Source organism: Rhodococcus sp. GQ147 (assembly GCF_059759155.1).
Genome location: NZ_JCAXDU010000001.1, coordinates 264,728 through 281,338, shown reverse-complemented (window position 1 = coordinate 281,338; position 16,611 = coordinate 264,728). Strand labels below are relative to the sequence as shown.

Here is a 16,611-nt window from a genome sequence, read left to right as displayed (position 1 = left end):
ACCCCGAGTTTCGGGAGGTTGCGACCACCGTGTCTTTTTCGGAGACGACCACGTCGTTGAAAGTCCGTTTCCTGGCGTTGATGGATGAGGTCGGGAGCGTGGCTGAGGTCGCGCGTCGGCTCGATGTCGATCGGAACACCGCGTATGGATGGGCTCGGCAGGCCGGGTTGTCGTCGCACCGGTTGGGGCATCCATGCAGGGGCCGAGTATCTGCAACTGCGCGGGCTGGGGATGACGCGGCGAGAGGCCGTGGAGCGTGTCGAGGTCGATGAGCGAACTGCGCGTGGCGCACGGCCACGCCCGAAACCGGCGCTGCTCGCCTGAGCTTGGCACGAGCCGGTTTGTCGACCCGATGGTGATGATCAGCGAGCGTCCCGCCGAGGTCGAGGATCGTGCTGTTCCAGGCCATTGGGAAGGCGACCTGGTGCGCCACGAGGCGCTGTGCAACCGAGCGGAGGTGAAAGACCTGCGCCGTTGTGCTGTCGCAGCAGCATAACGAAGCTGGGGGCAGCCTGAACCGGGAGACGCCGGCGAGGGGTGGCAAGCAGCCCCGACAACGACGGGACAGGCCAGCACTACCGGATGGTCTGGGTCCGGCAAGCATGAGCATTCCTGGGGCAGGTGCGAGAGCAGGTGAAGTCTCGGACCTTTGCTCCTCTTCCGGTGCGGGAGAGAATGATGCCCAAGCCGGGGAGCGGCAAGCTCAGGCGGCTCGGTATCCCCACGGCGATGGACCGCACGGTGCAAGCGTCGCTGTTGTGCTGGTGTTGGAGCCGATCTTCGAGGCGGATTTCACACCGGTCAGCTACGATTTCCGTCCGAGGCGTCGCGCTCAGGACGCGATCGCCGAGATGCATGCTTGGGGGACCCGAAATCATCATTGGGTGTTCGAGGCCGATATCGCGGCGTGTTTCGACGAATTGGACCATTCCGCGATCATGGAGCGGGTCCGCACTCGGATCGTCGACAGGCGCGTTCTAGCTCTGATCAAGGCGTTTGTCGAAGGCGGGCATCATGTCCGGCGACGGAACGGTCAGGGAATCCGACACCGGCACACCCCAGGGCGGCATACTCTCACCGCTGCTCGCCAACATCGCTCTGACGGTGTTGGATGCACATTTCTGTGCGAAATGGGACGCCCACGGCAGTTCCTACGGGCGCGAGGTGCACCGCAAACGCGGCGGCGCCACCTATCGGATCGTGCGGTATGCGGACGGTTTCTTCGATCATGGTGGTCGGAACCAAAGCGCATGCGGATGCACTCTGGGACGAAGTGGCGGACGTGATAGCCCCTTTGGGGCTGCGGCTGTCCGCCGAGAAGACCCGGGTATGCCACCTGGACGAGGGTGTCGACTTTCTGGGGTTCCGCATCCAGCGGCGTCGCAGGAAGGGCACGAACAAGATGAGTGTCTACACCTATCCGTCGAAGACGGATCACGTGGGCGGATCTCTACCGACGGTTCCTGACCGGCAGGCCAGGTAATCGTCCGCAGGAGAACGGGATCGTCATGTTCGACACCACCACCGTTGCGGTTACTCGGTATCGGTGGCGAGCGAGCAACATCCCCACACCATGGTCCAGCACGGGAACGTCGGTTCCCGCCTGAGGGTGGCAGTCCGTGGAGCGCCGGATGCGATGAGAGTCGCACGTCCGGTGCGGAGGGCGGGCCGGGGAAACGGACCGGGGGTAATCCCGACACCGCGCCCCGGTCCCACCCCTACATCACCGGGGAGCAGAACAGTCCGCGATCGTCACGCTCGTCGAACGCACGACCCGTTACGTGATGCTCGGGCACCTGCCCGACGGGGACCACCCTGCCGAGACGATCCGTGATGTCCTTGTGACGCTGGTCGGCACGCTGCCGGTCCGTGTCGACGAGCGAATCGCCGGGTGGCCCTATCCGTTCTCGGGTAGGTCGCACGGCACCGCGTGGGCCGCAGCGTATCCGGGGTCGAGCGCCGACTTCACGAGGTGGAGCGATTCGGGTCGTACGAGGATCGTGGAGTGGTCGGCGGGCGAATCCGGGCAGCCGTCCTGAACCCACACGTTGTGGACCTCGGCGTCCGGTCCCGGGCGCAGGAACGAGCTCTCGGGCGGTGTGACGATCTGATCGTGGCGCGTCGCGATCGAGGTGTAGGTCACGCCGGGAAGCGTGTCGCCACCCTCGTTGAGATTGCTGAGCATGCGCGACCCGATCAGCTGCTGCTGCCCGGCCGCGCCGAGATTGCTCCCGCGGAACAGCAACTCGGCCAAGGCATCGTTGCCGTTCGTCACGCCGAGCACCGCGAGCACCGTGTACAGCTGCTGCAGGCCGTTGAAGGTGGTGCCGTGATTCGTCGCGCCCAACATGACGAGGTTCCGGACCCGGTTGCGGGAGGGATCCGTCGCGTCCGTCCCACCCTCGAACTTGAGGTACTGACGGGAGACGACACCCCCCTGCGAGTGGCCGACCAGATCCACCTGCTCGGAGCCGGTGTGCTCGCGAACGGCATCGACGAACGTTCCGAGTTCCACGGCGGACCGTTCGATGTCCGAGACACCCCAGACCGTGCGCTCGGGATCGAAGTATCCCTGCGCAGCGCCGTAGTTCAACGCGTACACGCAGTAGCCGAGCCGTGCGAGTTCGGGAGCGACGTAGACCCATGTGGGGTACATGCCCGTCCCGGTGCCGTGCACGAGGACGACCGGCCGGGGATGGTCCGGCGACGGGACGCAGCCGAGGTCGTTGGCTCCCTCGACCCCCTCACCCATCGTGCTCAGCAGGGTCGCGAGGGGGCTCCCCGGAGCGTCTGCCGAGGTGGGCAGGGGAGCCGGATCGGGCACGGTGATGGTAGGCGCCGGCGCGGCAGGGGCAGGATCGGCCGCCGATACCGCCGGGGTGGCGAACATCGACGACGCAAGGGCGAGGGCAGCAGTGGCTGTGGCTACGACGCTGCGACGCGCACGGATCATCGGTACTCCTCGACGAACATGGGGATCGTATGTTCGTGCTGGTTGGGGGATCGCCGAGTAGGATAGCAGCCCGTCGGGGGACGTTCCGGGCAGCGGAAGATCAATTCTGTTCGGCCGAGCGCCGGTAACCGACGACGGCGGGGACCACGAAGACCGCCACCATCCCCACCGACCACGCGACCGTCTTCAGGAAGGGCTCGGCGACAGGCCCTCCCATCGCCAGCGCGCGCATCGTGTCGATCGCGCAGGACATCGGCTGGTTCGCCACGACGGGTTGCAACCAGCTCGGATACGCCATGACCGGCACGAACCCCGAGTTGAAGAACATGAGCAGGGTGCACAAAATCGAGACGGTCTCGACCAGGGGCGTGCGCCCCGGCAGAGTCGCCAGAGCGGTCACCATCATCGCGAAGCCCAGACCGAAGATCAGTGGGACCACGAGGATGAGCAGGGTGGGACCGAGGCCCTGGGTGAACCGGAAGCCAAGCGCCATGCCGGCGGCGAAGATCACGAGAGAGGTGACGAACACGCGCACCATCTCGGCCATCAACCGGCCCACGAGCCCCGCCGAACGATGAACGGGCAGCGTGTGGAAGCGGCTCAGCAGGCCGGAATCACGTTCGGTGCGCAATCCCACCGCGCTGACCACCGAGCCGAACATTGCGCCGACGAGCACGATCATGGGGACGGTGCCGAAGATCGACGAATAGCCGGTCGCGGCGGTGATGCTGTCGCCGAGCACGATGCGGAACATCACCAGGGTGAGCGCCGGATAGATGAGCGCCTGGATCATCGTGGCGGGATCACGGGCCCATCTGAGCAGCAGTCGACCGCACTGCAGGCGGCTGTGCTCCCACAACGCACCGAGGGAACTCTCGCTGCGGATGCGATCCGGTTCGGGATAGGCGAAGGCGCGGCCCGGCGTCCCTGCCCGCTCTCGCGATCGGGCCCGCGCCCGCTGTGTCTCGACGGTCTCGCTCATCGATTCACTCCCGCCTCGTCGCGGCCCACACGGCGCCCGGGATGCAGATCACGGCCAGCCCGATCATCCAGAACAGGCTCGGCCGGAAGACTTCCCAGGTCACCCCGTCCTGGGCCATATCGCGCATCGCGAAGGAGAACTGCGAGATCGGCTGGTTGCGGACGAACGGTCTGATCCACTCGGGAAATCCCTCCTCGGGCACGAAACCGCACGAGAGCATCCCGAGGATCAGCTGCGGCAGGGTCAGCGCCTGCGCTGTCGCCTCGGGGCTCCGGGACAGACATCCGATCGCGTCGGCGCCCAGGCACAACAACAGGCTGATGATCAGTGCGGTCGCGCAGAACAACACTGCCTGCCCGGGGCCGGCGGAGAAACGGAAACCGATGAAATAACCGAATCCGATCGCGGCGGCCAAGGAGATGACCGACCGCACCATGCTCGCCGTCATCCGTGAGGCCAGGGGCGCCGCCGGGGCGACGGGCAGCGTCTGCAGACGCGAGGTCACGCCGGTCGTGCCCTCCTGCGCTGCCAGCTGCGCCGCCGAGATGGCGGTGAAGGCCATCGACTGCAGCACGATGATGGGCATCAGGAATTGCGCGTAGTCGATGCCCTGCAACTGCATGACGAATTTGAGCGGCAGATAGAAACCGAGACCGAAGACGAACGGTGCCAGGACCGCGAGGACCAGCTCGCCGTACCGCGCCATCGTGCGCAACGACCGGAGCGTCAGCACCCACCACTGCTCGACCCCCGACGGCGTGATCCGGCGGTGGACGCCTCCCCGGCGTGCGGGAAGGGTGGACGAGGAGTCGGTGAACGAGACCGTGGGGGTCTCCGTCCCGCGGACCGTCTCGTCGGTGCGGGCCGTCACGGCCGCTCACCTGCCGACGCAGGCTCCGCCCGCTCCGGGTCGGGAAGTGCTGCCGGGCCGCCGTCCGTGAGGCCACCGTCCGCCGGGTCGCTGCCGTCGGGAGCGGATGCGGAGTGCCTGGTGAGGCGGAGGAAGACGTCGTCGAGCGAAGGACGTCGCAGGCCGATGTCGGCGAGTTCGATGCCCAGGGGTTCGATGCGCCGCAGCACCTCGGTGAGGGTCGCGGCGCCGTCGGGCGCCGGGACGGACACCCGATCCGTGTCGGGGACCGTGCCCACGAGCACGTCCTGGGGGAGGAGACCGTCCAGGACGTGCAGGATCTCGGGGATCGCCCGCGGGTCCACCGGAACGATCTCGCAGTGGGTGCCACCGGCGGAGGACTTCAGCTGGTTCGCGCTGCCCTCCGCGATCACGGTGCCCTTGTCGATGACGATGATGTTGTCGCTCAGCACGTCGGCCTCTTCGAGGTACTGCGTGGTCAGCAGCACCGTGATGCCCTGCTCCTTGAGCGCTGCCACCAGCGACCACACACCCTGCCGGCTGCGCGGGTCGAGACCGGTGGTCGGCTCGTCGAGGAAGACCACCTTGGGCCGGACCACGAGGCCGCACGCGATGTCGACCCGTCGACGCATACCGCCGGAGTAGCCCTTCACTGGACGGCGACCGGCGTCGACGAGATCGAACTCCCGGAGCAGCTCGTCGGCGCGTCGGGTAGCGGACTTCTTGTCCAGGCCCATCAGGCGCCCGAACAGGATCAGGTTCTCCCGGCCGGTGAGAGTGTCGTCGAGTGCTGCGAACTGGCCGGTCATCATGATCGAACGCCGGACCGCCGCGGCGTCGGCGACCACGTCGTGCCCGGCGACCACGGCGCGACCCGAGGTGGGGCGCAACAGCGTCGACAGCACCTTGACCATCGTGGTCTTGCCGGCGCCGTTGGGGCCGAGGATGCCGAGGACACGGCCCGGCGGTGCAGAGAAGCTGATCCCGTCGAGTGCGTGGACGTCGCCGAACGACTTGTGGACGTCCTCCACGAGAACTGCCTGGTCGTGATCGCTCACATCACACCCCGCCGTAGATCTCGGTCCCCGTCGGGGACGGGTCGGTCCGTCACCGTCGGAATCGTACCGGGGCGAACGGTCCCGGGAGGGGCGGACGGACATGCGCGTCGGCGCCGACGCCCTGCCCCTTGGGGTGTCCACGCCGGCCGGTCAGGACCAGACGCCGAGATCGTCGAGGTGTTCGACGAGTCGATGGGCCCCGTCGGTGAAGTGTTCGCGCGTCTCGCGTCCGGCGGCCTCGACGTCACCGGTGCGCAACGCCTGCAGCAACCGTTCGTGCGAGGCGACCGCATCCGTCCCCCAGCTGCGCGCCTTCTCCTAGTACATGATCCGCCTTGTCACTTCACGGTCTCGGTAGCATCACAGCCGGAGGTGACATGTGGCACACCTACCGTGCCCTAACCTGGCTCGCAACGCACTGGATGGTTTGGTTGGCGGGTGAGCACCGGAGTATCACGCCGACGGTTACTGGGAGGGGCCGCCGGCGGATTGTTCGCGTGGGGTGCGACCGCGGGGAGCGGTCGTGCGGCTCCGCCACGCAGGCTTCCTCCACCCGACACCGTCACCGATCCCGCGAGGATGAGTGCGGTCGAGGCGGCAGCGCTGCTGCACGCCGGCGAACTGCACCCGCGCGAACTGCTCGATGCCTGTCTGGACCGCACGCGCTCGTACGACGGAGCGATCGGTGCGTGGATCCGGCTCTACCCCGAAGTGGCCTACGCGGCGGCCGAGGCGGCGGGGGAGCGGCTCGCCCGTGCGCGCCGCGATCGGACCCCGGCGCCGCTCGTGTGCGGGCTCCCGATCGCTCTCAAGGACATCTTCGCGGTGTCCGGGCTTCCGCTCACCGCGTCGAGTCGCGTCCTCGAGGGCAACATCGCGGCCGGGCACTCGGGTGTGTGGCGTCGACTCGAGGACGCCGGTGCGGTGCTCATGGGGCACGCGCACACCGACGAGTTCGCGATCGGTGTCGCCACCCCTCAGGTGGGCAATCCGTGGAACACCGAGATGTCGCCCGGCGGATCGTCCGGCGGCAGCGCGGCCGTGCTCGCCGCGCGGTTCGCGCCCCTCGCGATCGGTAGCGACACCGGCGGTTCGGTCCGGTTCCCGGCGAGCGCCTGCGGTGTCTCGTCGATCAAGCCGACCTACGGGCGCATCACCTCGCACGGCATGATCCCGCTGACCTGGACCCGCGACCACGTGGGTCCGATGGGCCGCAGCGTCGCCGACGCGTCCCTGATGATGACCGTGCTCGCGGGCGCGGATCCGGCCGACCCGATCACGGCACTCGGCCCCGACGTTCCCGAGGGCGGTTATCCCGTGACGGCCGTCGGGGGAGCGAGTCCCCTCGCCGGCGTGCGGATCGGACTGCCCGTGAACACGAATCCCGCACCCCCCGAGGCGGTGCAGCGCGTCGTCGACGACGCGGCACGGGTGGCGGAATCGCTCGGTGCGGTCACGGTCCCGGTGACGATGCCGTCCCTGCCGGAATCCCTCGCGACCGGCGACCAGGTCGAGATGGGTGCCTACCACCAGCAGTTCACCGACCGGCTCGGCCTGTATCGCCCCGAGAACGCGGTGGCCGCGGGCACGGCGGTGGCCTCGCTGGCCGTGCCGGTGGGCGACTACCTCACCTTCGAACGCGACCGTCTGCGGTACCAGAGCGACTACAACCGGATGTTCGTCGACCAGGATCTCGACGCGATCATGCTGCCCGGCGCCTCCGTCGACGGCGCACGACGCCAGGAGTTCCTCGGCATCAGTGTCACGGCCGGAGTGACGGGCCCCGTGCGATGGGCGAACTACTCCGGTGCCCCCGTGGTGACCCTGCCCGCCGGGTACTCCGCCGCGACGGGGATGCCGGTCGGTGTGCAGCTCGGTGCGCGGCCGTGGCAGGACGAACATCTCATCGGCATCGGGCTCGAACTGCAGGAGGCACTGCCGATCTGGCGCGACGAGCCGCAGCTCGTCGCCGCCGGCGCACGGGTCCCCGAGGTCGCGCAGGTGCAGCCGGGCCCCGGTCCCGACCCGACGAATACGATCGGGGCGGCCGCTCCGGTTCGGACCCTGCCGATGAACCCCATCGGCTAGGTTCGACCACGCGGATCCGACCGCACGGCGTATCGCCGAGGTGTACATCACGCACCGTCGTGAGTTGAACTCTCGGCCGTGCTCCTGCATACTGGTCGGGTTGCCTTGACCGGGCCATGGATGTTTCGCGGCTCGGATCGGGAAAGACGTGACAGTCGCGGATCGAGCCTCACGGCCTGGTCGCGGCCACATGCAAGACGGAAGCAGTACCCCTGTGTGCTCCTGTGGAGCGCAGCCGGTTCCGTTCCTTGCGGTGTCGAAGCCTTCCAGCATCGACGCCGGGGAATGAGCGGCGGGCCGACACGCCCGACCGCGTGGACCGGAGAACAATGACAGATGAACAGCGGCAAGCGGATCGGATACGTCCGGCTCGCACTGTGTTCGAGTGCTGTTCTCGGTCGCCGTTCCCTGGGGAACTGTGCAGACGAGGTGGTTTCCGGCTCCGCCGGGGATCACGAAACGCGGCAAGAAAAGGACACTAAGCGTGGCGGGACAGAAGATCCGCATCAGGCTCAAGGCCTATGACCACGAGGCGATCGACGCATCTGCGCGCAAGATCGTCGAGACGGTGACCCGTACGGGTGCCCGCGTGGTCGGCCCGGTGCCGTTGCCCACTGAAAAGAACGTGTACTGCGTCATCCGCTCGCCGCACAAGTACAAGGACTCGCGCGAGCACTTCGAGATGCGGACGCACAAGCGGCTCATCGACATCCTCGACCCGACGCCGAAGACCGTCGACGCGCTCATGCGCATCGATCTCCCGGCGAGTGTCGACGTCAACATTCAGTGACATTCGATTACAGCGAGCTTGTGAAAGACGCAGCGGAGACAACACATGACTAACCAGATCAAGGGAATCCTGGGCACCAAGCTCGGCATGACCCAGGTCTTCGACGAGAACAACCGGGTTGTCCCGGTCACCGTCGTCAAGGCCGGACCGAACGTGGTCACGCAGATCCGCACCGAGGAGCGCGACGGCTACAACGCCGTGCAGCTCGCCTACGGTGCCATCGCGCCGCGCAAGGTCAACAAGCCGGTTCGCGGCCAGTTCGAGAAGGCCGGCGTCACGCCGCGCCGTCACCTGGTCGAGCTCCGGATCGAGGACGCCTCCGAGTACGAGGTCGGCCAGGAACTCACCGCCGAGGTGTTCGAGGACGGCGCCTACGTCGACGTCACCGGCACCTCGAAGGGCAAGGGCTTCGCCGGCACCATGAAGCGTCACGGCTTCGCCGGCCAGGGTGCGTCGCACGGTACGCAGGCCGTGCACCGTCGTCCGGGCTCCATCGGTGGTTGCGCCACCCCGGGCCGCGTGTTCAAGGGCACGCGCATGTCCGGCCGTATGGGCTCCGACCGCATCACGACGCAGAACCTCTCGGTCCACAAGGTGGACGCCGAGAACGGTCTGCTGCTGATCAAGGGCGCGATCCCGGGTCGCAAGGGCGGCCTCGTGATCGTCAAGACCGCAGTGAAGGGTGGTGCACGGGCATGACCAGCACCGAGACCGCAACCAAGCTGACCCTGGACGTCAAGGCCCCCGGTGGCCAGACCTCCGGCTCCGTCGATCTCCCCGCCGAGATCTTCGACGCTCCCGCGAACATCGCGCTGCTGCACCAGGTCGTCACCGCGCAGCTCGCCGCGGCCCGCCAGGGAACGCACGCCACCAAGACCCGCGGCGAGGTCCGCGGCGGTGGCAAGAAGCCGTACCGCCAGAAGGGCACCGGCCGCGCACGTCAGGGCTCGACCCGTGCGCCGCAGTTCGCCGGCGGTGGCACCGTCCACGGCCCGCAGCCGCGCGACTACAGCCAGCGCACCCCCAAGAAGATGAAGGCCGCCGCCCTGCGCGGAGCCCTCTCCGACCGGGCGCGCAACGAGCGCATCCACGTGATCACCGAACTCGTCGCGGGTCAGACCCCGTCGACGAAGAGTGCTCGCACGTTCCTGGGCGAGATCAGCGACCGCAAGAAGGTCCTGCTCGTCGTCGGCCGTGAAGACGTGGCGGCGTGGAAGTCGGTTCAGAACCTTCCCAACGTCCACGCGCTCGCGCCGGATCAGCTGAACACCTACGACGTGCTCTACAGCGATGACGTCGTGTTCAGCGTCGAGGCGCTCAACACGTTCATCCACGGGCCGGCCGAGTCCGGCCAGGAAGTGAAGGAGGAGAGCAAGTGAGCACGATCGCCGATCCTCGCGACATCCTGCTGGCTCCCGTCGTCTCCGAGAAGTCCTACGGGCTGATGGAAGAGGGCACCTACACCTTCCTGGTCCACCCGGACTCGAACAAGACGCAGATCAAGATTGCCGTCGAGAAGGTCTTCGGCGTCAAGGTGAGCAGCGTCAACACCGCCAACCGTCAGGGCAAGCGCAAGCGGACCCGGTTCGGTTACGGCAAGCGCAAGAACACCAAGCGCGCGCTCGTGACCCTCACGGCCGACAGCAAGCCCATCGAGATCTTCGGAGGCCCGGTCGCCTAGCGATCGGAACTCTCGAGAGATAGAGGACGAGAAGACTCATGGCAATCCGTAAGTACAAGCCGACTACGCCGGGCCGTCGTGGCGCCAGCGTGGCGGACTTCGCCGAGATCACTCGGTCGACGCCCGAGAAGTCGCTGGTGCGCCCGCTGCACGGTCGCGGTGGACGTAACGCGCACGGCCGCATCACCACCCGTCACAAGGGTGGCGGACACAAGCGCGCCTACCGCCTGATCGATTTCCGTCGCAACGACAAGGACGGCGTGCCGGCCAAGGTCGCTCACATCGAGTACGACCCCAACCGCACCGCGCGCATCGCGCTGCTCCACTACGTGGACGGCGAGAAGCGCTACATCATCGCCCCCAAGGGCCTCGTGCAGGGTGCTCCCGTCGAGTCGGGCCCCAACGCCGACATCAAGCCCGGCAACAACCTGCCGCTGCGCAACATCCCGACGGGTACGACCATCCACGCGGTCGAGCTGCGTCCGGGTGGCGGCGCCAAGATGGCCCGCTCCGCCGGTGCGAGCATCCAGCTCCTCGGTAAGGAAGGCACCTACGCCACGCTGCGTATGCCCTCCGGCGAGATCCGTCGCGTCGACGTGCGCTGCCGCGCCACCGTCGGCGAGGTCGGCAACGCCGAGCAGTCGAACATCAACTGGGGCAAGGCCGGCCGTATGCGCTGGAAGGGCAAGCGCCCGACCGTCCGTGGTGTCGTGATGAACCCGGTCGACCACCCGCACGGTGGTGGCGAGGGCAAGACCTCGGGTGGTCGCCACCCGGTCAGCCCATGGGGCAAGCCCGAGGGCCGCACCCGCAAGAACAAGGCGTCCGACAAGCTCATCGTCCGTCGTCGCCGTACCGGCAAGAAGCGCTAGTCAAGGAGGGAGTTAGAGAATGCCACGCAGCCTCAAGAAGGGCCCGTTCGTCGACGACCACCTCCTGGCGAAGGTGGACACGCAGAACGAGAAGGGCACCAAGCAGGTCATCAAGACCTGGTCGCGCCGTTCCACGATTCTGCCCGACTTCATCGGTCATACGTTCGCTGTCCACGATGGACGCAAGCACGTGCCGGTGTTCGTCTCGGAGTCCATGGTCGGTCACAAGCTCGGTGAGTTCGCGCCGACCCGTACGTTCAAGGGCCACATCAAGGACGACCGGAAGAGCAAGCGTCGATGAGCACTGAAACCACCACCAACAGCGCTCGGGCTGTTGCGCGCCACGTGCGCGTGACCCCGATGAAGGCGCGCCGCGTCGTCGACATCGTTCGCGGTAAGTCCGTCGAGGAGGCCCTGGCCATCCTCAAGTTCGCGCCGCAGGCCGCGGCCGAGCCGGTCGCCAAGGTGATCGCGTCGGCCGCTGCGAACGCGCAGAACAACTACAACCTCGACCCCAGCACGCTCGTCGTCGCGACTGCGTACGTGGACGAGGGTGCGACCCTGAAGCGGTTCCAGCCGCGTGCCCAGGGCCGTGCGTTCCGCATCCGCAAGCGGTCGAGCCACATCACCGTGATCGTGGAAAGCGTCGGGTCGGCCTCGACTCGTAACCGCCGGAAGGGAGCTCAGTAGTGGGCCAGAAGATCAACCCGCACGGCTTCCGTCTGGGCGTCACCACCGACTGGAAGTCTCGTTGGTACGCGGACAAGCAGTACGCGGACTACGTCAAGGAAGATGTCGCGATCCGCAAGTTCCTGGCCTCCGGCCTCGAGCGCGCCGGCATCGCGAAGGTCGAGATCGAGCGCACCCGCGACCGTGTGCGTGTGGACATCCACACCGCTCGTCCCGGGATCGTCATCGGACGCCGCGGCGCCGAGGCCGATCGCATCCGCGCCGAGCTCGAGAAGCTGACCGGTAAGCAGGTCCAGCTGAACATCCTCGAGGTCAAGAACTCGGAGTCCGAGGCTCAGCTCGTGGCGCAGGGCGTCGCCGAGCAGCTCTCGAACCGTGTCGCCTTCCGTCGTGCGATGCGCAAGGCCATCCAGTCGGCCATGCGTCAGCCGAACGTCAAGGGCATCCGCGTGCAGTGCTCGGGCCGCCTCGGTGGCGCCGAGATGTCGCGTTCGGAGTTCTACCGCGAAGGTCGCGTCCCGCTGCACACGCTGCGCGCGGACATCGATTACGGCCTCTACGAGGCACGGACCACCTTCGGCCGCATCGGCGTGAAGGTCTGGATCTACAAGGGCGACATCGTCGGTGGCCGTCGTGAGCTCGCTGCTGCTGCAGCTGCTCCCGCCGACCGGCCGCGTCGTGAGCGTCCGAGCCGCCCGCGTCGTTCCGGCGCGTCGGGCACCACCGCGACGAGCACCGAGGCCGGCCGCGCCGCATCGAGCGACGCTCCTGCCTCGACCGAGAACAAGGAGGGCTGACGCAATGTTGATCCCCCGGCGGGTCAAACACCGCAAGCAGCACCATCCGAGCCGTACGGGTGCCGCCAAGGGCGGAACCCAGGTGGCCTTCGGTGACTACGGCATCCAGGCTCTCGAGCCGGCCTACATCACCAACCGGCAGATCGAGTCCGCTCGTATCGCCATGACCCGGCACATCAAGCGTGGCGGCAAGATCTGGATCAACATCTTCCCGGATCGCCCCCTCACCAAGAAGCCTGCCGAGACCCGCATGGGTTCCGGTAAGGGTTCGCCGGAGTGGTGGGTCGCGAACGTCAAGCCCGGTCGCGTGCTGTTCGAGATGAGCTACCCCAACGAGGAGATTGCGCGCGAGGCTCTGCGTCGCGCGATGCACAAGCTCCCCTGCAAGTGCCGCATCGTGACGAGGGAGGAGCAGTTCTGATGGCTACCGGTACCCCCGCCGCGGAACTCCGCGAGCTGAGCGACGAAGAGCTGACCGACAAGCTCCGCGAAGCCAAGGAAGAGCTGTTCAACCTCCGCTTCCAGATGGCCACCGGCCAGCTGGACAACAACCGTCGGCTCCGCGTGGTGCGCAACGAGATCGCCCGTATCTACACGGTGCTGCGCGAGCGCGAGCTCGGACTGGCCACCGGCCCGAATGCGGGTGACGTGGCATGAGTGAGGAAAAGGCAGTGAGCAACCAGGAACAGCGCGCGAGCCGTAAGGTCCGCATCGGTTACGTCGTCTCGGACAAGATGGAGAAGACCATCGTCGTCGAGCTCGAGGACCGGGTGAAGCACCCGCTGTACGGCAAGATCATCCGCCGTACGACCAAGGTGAAGGCGCACGACGAGAACGGCCTGGCCGGCATCGGCGACCGCGTGCAGCTGATGGAGACCCGTCCGCTGTCCGCGTCGAAGCGCTGGCGTCTGGTCGAGGTGCTCGAGAAGGCCAAGTAAGGCCTCCTCGTCCTCGACAGGACCGAGAACATGCAGCACCCCACCACCCGCACCGCGGGCGGTGGGGTGCTGTGCGTCGGGTAGTAGGTGCAGCCCTCGCGTGGGGGAGCGGTGGACGTCGCTGCGACACGCCCGGTTCCGGGGTGGGGAGTGACATCACAATTCGCGAATTTGCCCTGCGTACGGTATATGGCCTACTCTGGACGGGTTGCTTACGGGACCCGTGTGTGATTCGCGCGTGCGCCGCAGGCAACCGACGACCGCGTACGTCCAGGTCGGAAATCTGACGTACACACCAATCCAGGTCAAGGAGAAGTAAGTGATCCAGCAGGAGTCGCGACTGCGCGTCGCCGACAACACGGGTGCCAAGGAGATCCTCTGCATCCGCGTTCTCGGTGGCTCGTCCCGTCGCTACGCCGGAATCGGTGACGTCATCGTCGCCACCGTCAAGGACGCGATCCCCGGCGGCAACGTCAAGCGTGGCGATGTCGTCAAGGCCGTGATCGTGCGCACCGCCAAGGAGCGCCGCCGTCCGGACGGTTCCTACATCAAGTTCGACGAGAACGCTGCCGTCATCATCAAGGGCGACAACGATCCTCGCGGCACCCGCATCTTCGGACCCGTCGGTCGCGAGCTCCGCGACAAGCGGTTCATGAAGATCGTCTCGCTCGCTCCGGAGGTGCTGTGATGAAGGTGCACAAGGGTGACACCGTGCTCGTCATCTCGGGCAAGGACAAGGGCGCCAAGGGCAAGGTCATCGCGGCCTACCCGGCGACCGGCAAGGTCCTCGTCGAGGGCGTGAACCGTATCAAGAAGCACACCGCCGTCTCTGCGAACGAGCGTGGCGCCTCCTCCGGCGGCATCGTGACGCAGGAGGCCCCGATCCACGTTTCCAACGTTGCGGTCGTCGACTCGGACGGAAACCCCACCCGCGTGGGCTACCGCACCGATGAGGAAACCGGCAAGCGCGTTCGGATTTCCCGGAAGAACGGGAAGGACCTCTGACATGACTTCCACCGAGAACAAGACCCAGCCGCGCCTGAAGGCCCGCTACCGCGCCGAGATCAAGGACGCGCTGAACGCGGAGTTCGACTACGCGAACGTCATGCAGATCCCCGGCGTCGTGAAGGTCGTCGTCAACATGGGTGTCGGCGACGCCGCCCGCGACGCGAAGCTCATCAACGGAGCCGTCAACGACCTCGCGCTCATCACCGGTCAGAAGCCGGAGATCCGTAAGGCCCGCAAGTCCATCGCACAGTTCAAGCTGCGCGAGGGCATGCCGATCGGTGCGCGCGTCACGCTGCGCGGCGACCGCATGTGGGAGTTCCTGGACCGTCTCGTGTCCATCGCGCTTCCCCGTATCCGGGACTTCCGCGGCCTCAACGGCAACCAGTTCGACGGCAACGGCAACTACACGTTCGGCCTGAACGAGCAGTCGATGTTCCACGAGATCGACGTGGACAAGATCGATCGCCCGCGCGGCATGGACATCACTGTCGTGACCACCGCTACCAACAACGAAGAAGGCCGTGCCCTGCTCAAGCACCTCGGCTTCCCGTTCAAGGAGAACTGAGCCCATGGCTAAGAAGGCACTGGTCAACAAGGCCAACAAGAAGCCGAAGTTCGCGGTGCGCGCCTACACCCGCTGCCAGCGCTGCGGGCGCCCGCACTCGGTCTTCCGCAAGTTCGGACTCTGCCGCATCTGCCTTCGCGAGATGGCACACCGCGGAGAACTTCCGGGAGTTCACAAGAGCTCCTGGTGACGTGAGCGGTGGGCGGAGGACCGAGAAGTTCTCCGCCCACTGTCACGCTGTCATGGGTTCGTCGCCGATCCGTCGACGAATCCGCTATCGAAACCGAGTTTCGATGTAGGCCCACGGCCGGCATGTTCCGGCGTTGCATGGGAACCGCATCGAGAAAGGTGAACAGGTCAGCCATGACCATGACCGACCCCATCGCAGACTTCTTGACGCGTCTGCGTAACGCCAACACGGCGTACCACGACGAGGTCAAGCTCCCGTCCTCGAAGATCAAGGTGAACATCGCCGAGATCCTCAAGCGCGAGGGCTACATCTCCGACTACCGCACCGAGGACGCCGAGGTGGGCAAGACCCTCATCGTCGACCTCAAGTACGGACCTTCCCGTGAGCGCAGCCTTGCCGGCGTGCGCCGCGTGTCGAAGCCCGGCCTGCGCGTGTACGCGAAATCCACCAACCTGCCCAAGGTCCTGGGCGGCCTCGGCGTGGCGATCATCTCCACGTCCTCCGGCCTGCTCACCGATCGCCAGGCGGCCAAGCAGGGAGTGGGCGGGGAAGTCCTCGCCTACGTCTGGTAAAGGGAGGCCACCACAATGTCGCGAATCGGAAAACTCCCCGTTGCAGTTCCTTCGGGCGTCGAGATCACCATCGACGGCCAGGATGTTGCAGTCAAGGGCCCCAAGGGCAACCTGTCCCTGACGATCGCCGAGCCGATCGCCGTCGCCAAGGGTGAGGACGGGGCAATCAACGTCACGCGCCCGAACGACGAGCGTCGCAGCCGCGCGCTGCACGGCCTGTCGCGGACGCTCGTGCAGAACCTCATCGTCGGTGTCACCGAGGGTTACACCACCAAGATGGAGATCCACGGCGTCGGCTACCGCGTGGCCCTCAAGGGCAAGGACCTCGAGTTCTCGCTCGGCTACAGCCACCCCGTGCTGATCGAGGCGCCCGAGGGCATCACGTTCGCCGTCGAGAACCCCACGCGCTTCTCGATCTCGGGCATCGACAAGCAGAAGGTCGGCCAGATCGCGGCCAACATCCGCCGGCTGCGCAAGTCCGACCCCTACAAGGGCAAGGGCATCCGCTACGAGGGTGAACAGGTCCGTCGCAAGGTCGGAAAGACGGGTAAGTGAT

At 66.8% G+C, this 16,611-nt stretch carries 25 protein-coding genes and 2 pseudogenes; 22 read left to right on the top strand and 5 right to left on the bottom strand.

Annotated features, from left to right (window positions below; genetic code table 11):
• The first annotated feature begins 80 nt into the window (after positions 1-80).
• The 4 genes and pseudogenes from AC6CID_RS01420 to AC6CID_RS01405 all read left to right on the top strand — a co-directional run.
• Positions 81-272 carry a helix-turn-helix domain-containing protein gene (locus AC6CID_RS01420; protein WP_367889067.1) on the top strand — a complete coding sequence of 64 codons (192 nt, stop codon included), beginning with the start codon at positions 81-83 and terminating at the stop codon, positions 270-272.
• Positions 269-496 carry a hypothetical protein gene (locus AC6CID_RS01415; protein ID WP_072740413.1) on the top strand — a complete coding sequence of 76 codons (228 nt, stop codon included), beginning with the start codon at positions 269-271 and terminating at the stop codon, positions 494-496. The genes AC6CID_RS01420 and AC6CID_RS01415 overlap by 4 nt, the downstream gene beginning before the upstream one ends.
• A 732-nt stretch (positions 497-1,228) precedes the next feature.
• Entirely contained in the window at positions 1,229-1,483 is a 255-nt protein-coding gene (locus tag AC6CID_RS01410) for a hypothetical protein (protein ID WP_064060448.1), read from the top strand.
• Positions 1,484-1,733: 250 nt separating this feature from the next.
• A pseudogene (locus AC6CID_RS01405) lies at positions 1,734-1,874 on the top strand (IS30 family transposase); the annotation flags it as partial.
• Positions 1,875-1,897: 23 nt separating this feature from the next.
• Here the strand turns inward: AC6CID_RS01405 and AC6CID_RS01400 are convergent.
• The 5 genes and pseudogenes from AC6CID_RS01400 to AC6CID_RS01380 form a co-directional block, all read right to left on the bottom strand.
• Positions 1,898-2,953: an esterase/lipase family protein gene (locus AC6CID_RS01400; RefSeq protein WP_019288606.1), complete on the bottom strand. Its 1,056-nt coding sequence runs from the start codon at positions 2,951-2,953 to the stop codon at positions 1,898-1,900.
• 100 nt (positions 2,954-3,053) lie between these two features.
• Positions 3,054-3,935, bottom strand: a complete 882-nt coding sequence (locus tag AC6CID_RS01395; RefSeq protein WP_064060447.1) for an ABC transporter permease — start codon at positions 3,933-3,935, stop codon at positions 3,054-3,056.
• A gap of 4 nt (positions 3,936-3,939) precedes the next feature.
• Positions 3,940-4,806 carry an ABC transporter permease gene (locus AC6CID_RS01390; RefSeq protein WP_019288604.1) on the bottom strand — a complete coding sequence of 289 codons (867 nt, stop codon included), beginning with the start codon at positions 4,804-4,806 and terminating at the stop codon, positions 3,940-3,942.
• Positions 4,803-5,864, bottom strand: a complete 1,062-nt coding sequence (locus tag AC6CID_RS01385) for an ATP-binding cassette domain-containing protein (protein WP_220666895.1) — start codon at positions 5,862-5,864, stop codon at positions 4,803-4,805. Before AC6CID_RS01385 ends, AC6CID_RS01390 begins: the two co-directional genes overlap by 4 nt.
• 150 nt (positions 5,865-6,014) lie before the next feature.
• A pseudogene (locus AC6CID_RS01380) lies at positions 6,015-6,161 on the bottom strand (GntR family transcriptional regulator); the annotation flags it as partial.
• A 282-nt stretch (positions 6,162-6,443) separates the two neighbouring features.
• Here AC6CID_RS01380 and AC6CID_RS01375 point away from each other — a divergent pair.
• The 18 genes from AC6CID_RS01375 to rplF all read left to right on the top strand — a co-directional run bounded on the left by AC6CID_RS01375 (position 6,444) and on the right by rplF (position 16,610).
• A complete protein-coding gene (locus AC6CID_RS01375) occupies positions 6,444-7,952 on the top strand; it encodes an amidase (protein WP_498353482.1) in 1,509 nt (502 codons plus the stop codon).
• Positions 7,953-8,436: 484 nt separating this feature from the next.
• A complete protein-coding gene (gene rpsJ / locus AC6CID_RS01370; protein ID WP_003938093.1) occupies positions 8,437-8,742 on the top strand; it encodes a 30S ribosomal protein S10 in 306 nt (101 codons plus the stop codon).
• A gap of 45 nt (positions 8,743-8,787) precedes the next feature.
• On the top strand, positions 8,788-9,441 hold the full coding sequence (gene rplC, locus AC6CID_RS01365; RefSeq protein ID WP_006554610.1) for a 50S ribosomal protein L3: 654 nt from the start codon (positions 8,788-8,790) through the stop codon (positions 9,439-9,441).
• Positions 9,438-10,121, top strand: coding sequence for a 50S ribosomal protein L4 (gene rplD, locus AC6CID_RS01360; protein ID WP_006554609.1), 684 nt, complete (start codon positions 9,438-9,440; stop codon positions 10,119-10,121). The genes rplC and rplD overlap by 4 nt, the downstream gene beginning before the upstream one ends.
• Positions 10,118-10,423 carry a 50S ribosomal protein L23 gene (gene rplW / locus AC6CID_RS01355; RefSeq protein WP_006554608.1) on the top strand — a complete coding sequence of 102 codons (306 nt, stop codon included), beginning with the start codon at positions 10,118-10,120 and terminating at the stop codon, positions 10,421-10,423. Before rplD ends, rplW begins: the two co-directional genes overlap by 4 nt.
• 38 nt (positions 10,424-10,461) lie before the next feature.
• On the top strand, positions 10,462-11,295 hold the full coding sequence (gene rplB / locus AC6CID_RS01350) for a 50S ribosomal protein L2 (protein ID WP_024101620.1): 834 nt from the start codon (positions 10,462-10,464) through the stop codon (positions 11,293-11,295).
• Between the two features lie 19 nt (positions 11,296-11,314).
• Positions 11,315-11,596 carry a 30S ribosomal protein S19 gene (rpsS, locus tag AC6CID_RS01345; protein WP_003938088.1) on the top strand — a complete coding sequence of 94 codons (282 nt, stop codon included), beginning with the start codon at positions 11,315-11,317 and terminating at the stop codon, positions 11,594-11,596.
• The gene (gene rplV, locus AC6CID_RS01340; RefSeq protein ID WP_006554606.1) at positions 11,593-11,985 is read left to right on the top strand and encodes a 50S ribosomal protein L22; all 393 of its coding nucleotides are present in this window, start codon (positions 11,593-11,595) and stop codon (positions 11,983-11,985) included. Before rpsS ends, rplV begins: the two co-directional genes overlap by 4 nt.
• Positions 11,985-12,782 carry a 30S ribosomal protein S3 gene (rpsC, locus tag AC6CID_RS01335; protein ID WP_006554605.1) on the top strand — a complete coding sequence of 266 codons (798 nt, stop codon included), beginning with the start codon at positions 11,985-11,987 and terminating at the stop codon, positions 12,780-12,782. Before rplV ends, rpsC begins: the two co-directional genes overlap by 1 nt.
• A gap of 4 nt (positions 12,783-12,786) precedes the next feature.
• Positions 12,787-13,203, top strand: coding sequence for a 50S ribosomal protein L16 (gene rplP / locus AC6CID_RS01330; protein ID WP_006554604.1), 417 nt, complete (start codon positions 12,787-12,789; stop codon positions 13,201-13,203).
• Positions 13,203-13,439, top strand: coding sequence for a 50S ribosomal protein L29 (rpmC, locus tag AC6CID_RS01325; protein ID WP_006554603.1), 237 nt, complete (start codon positions 13,203-13,205; stop codon positions 13,437-13,439). The genes rplP and rpmC overlap by 1 nt, the downstream gene beginning before the upstream one ends.
• A complete protein-coding gene (gene rpsQ / locus AC6CID_RS01320; protein WP_024101619.1) occupies positions 13,436-13,720 on the top strand; it encodes a 30S ribosomal protein S17 in 285 nt (94 codons plus the stop codon). The genes rpmC and rpsQ overlap by 4 nt, the downstream gene beginning before the upstream one ends.
• 319 nt (positions 13,721-14,039) lie before the next feature.
• On the top strand, positions 14,040-14,408 hold the full coding sequence (gene rplN, locus AC6CID_RS01315; protein WP_006554601.1) for a 50S ribosomal protein L14: 369 nt from the start codon (positions 14,040-14,042) through the stop codon (positions 14,406-14,408).
• Entirely contained in the window at positions 14,408-14,725 is a 318-nt protein-coding gene (gene rplX / locus AC6CID_RS01310; RefSeq protein WP_006554600.1) for a 50S ribosomal protein L24, read from the top strand. The genes rplN and rplX overlap by 1 nt, the downstream gene beginning before the upstream one ends.
• A gap of 1 nt (position 14,726) precedes the next feature.
• On the top strand, positions 14,727-15,293 hold the full coding sequence (gene rplE / locus AC6CID_RS01305; RefSeq protein ID WP_006554599.1) for a 50S ribosomal protein L5: 567 nt from the start codon (positions 14,727-14,729) through the stop codon (positions 15,291-15,293).
• A gap of 4 nt (positions 15,294-15,297) precedes the next feature.
• Positions 15,298-15,483 (top strand): type Z 30S ribosomal protein S14, encoded by a 186-nt coding sequence (locus AC6CID_RS01300; protein WP_006554598.1) that lies wholly within the window; start codon positions 15,298-15,300, stop codon positions 15,481-15,483.
• Positions 15,484-15,656: 173 nt separating this feature from the next.
• Positions 15,657-16,055, top strand: coding sequence for a 30S ribosomal protein S8 (rpsH, locus tag AC6CID_RS01295; protein WP_006554597.1), 399 nt, complete (start codon positions 15,657-15,659; stop codon positions 16,053-16,055).
• A gap of 15 nt (positions 16,056-16,070) precedes the next feature.
• Positions 16,071-16,610, top strand: a complete 540-nt coding sequence (gene rplF / locus AC6CID_RS01290; protein WP_006554596.1) for a 50S ribosomal protein L6 — start codon at positions 16,071-16,073, stop codon at positions 16,608-16,610.
• Position 16,611 lies beyond the last annotated feature (1 nt).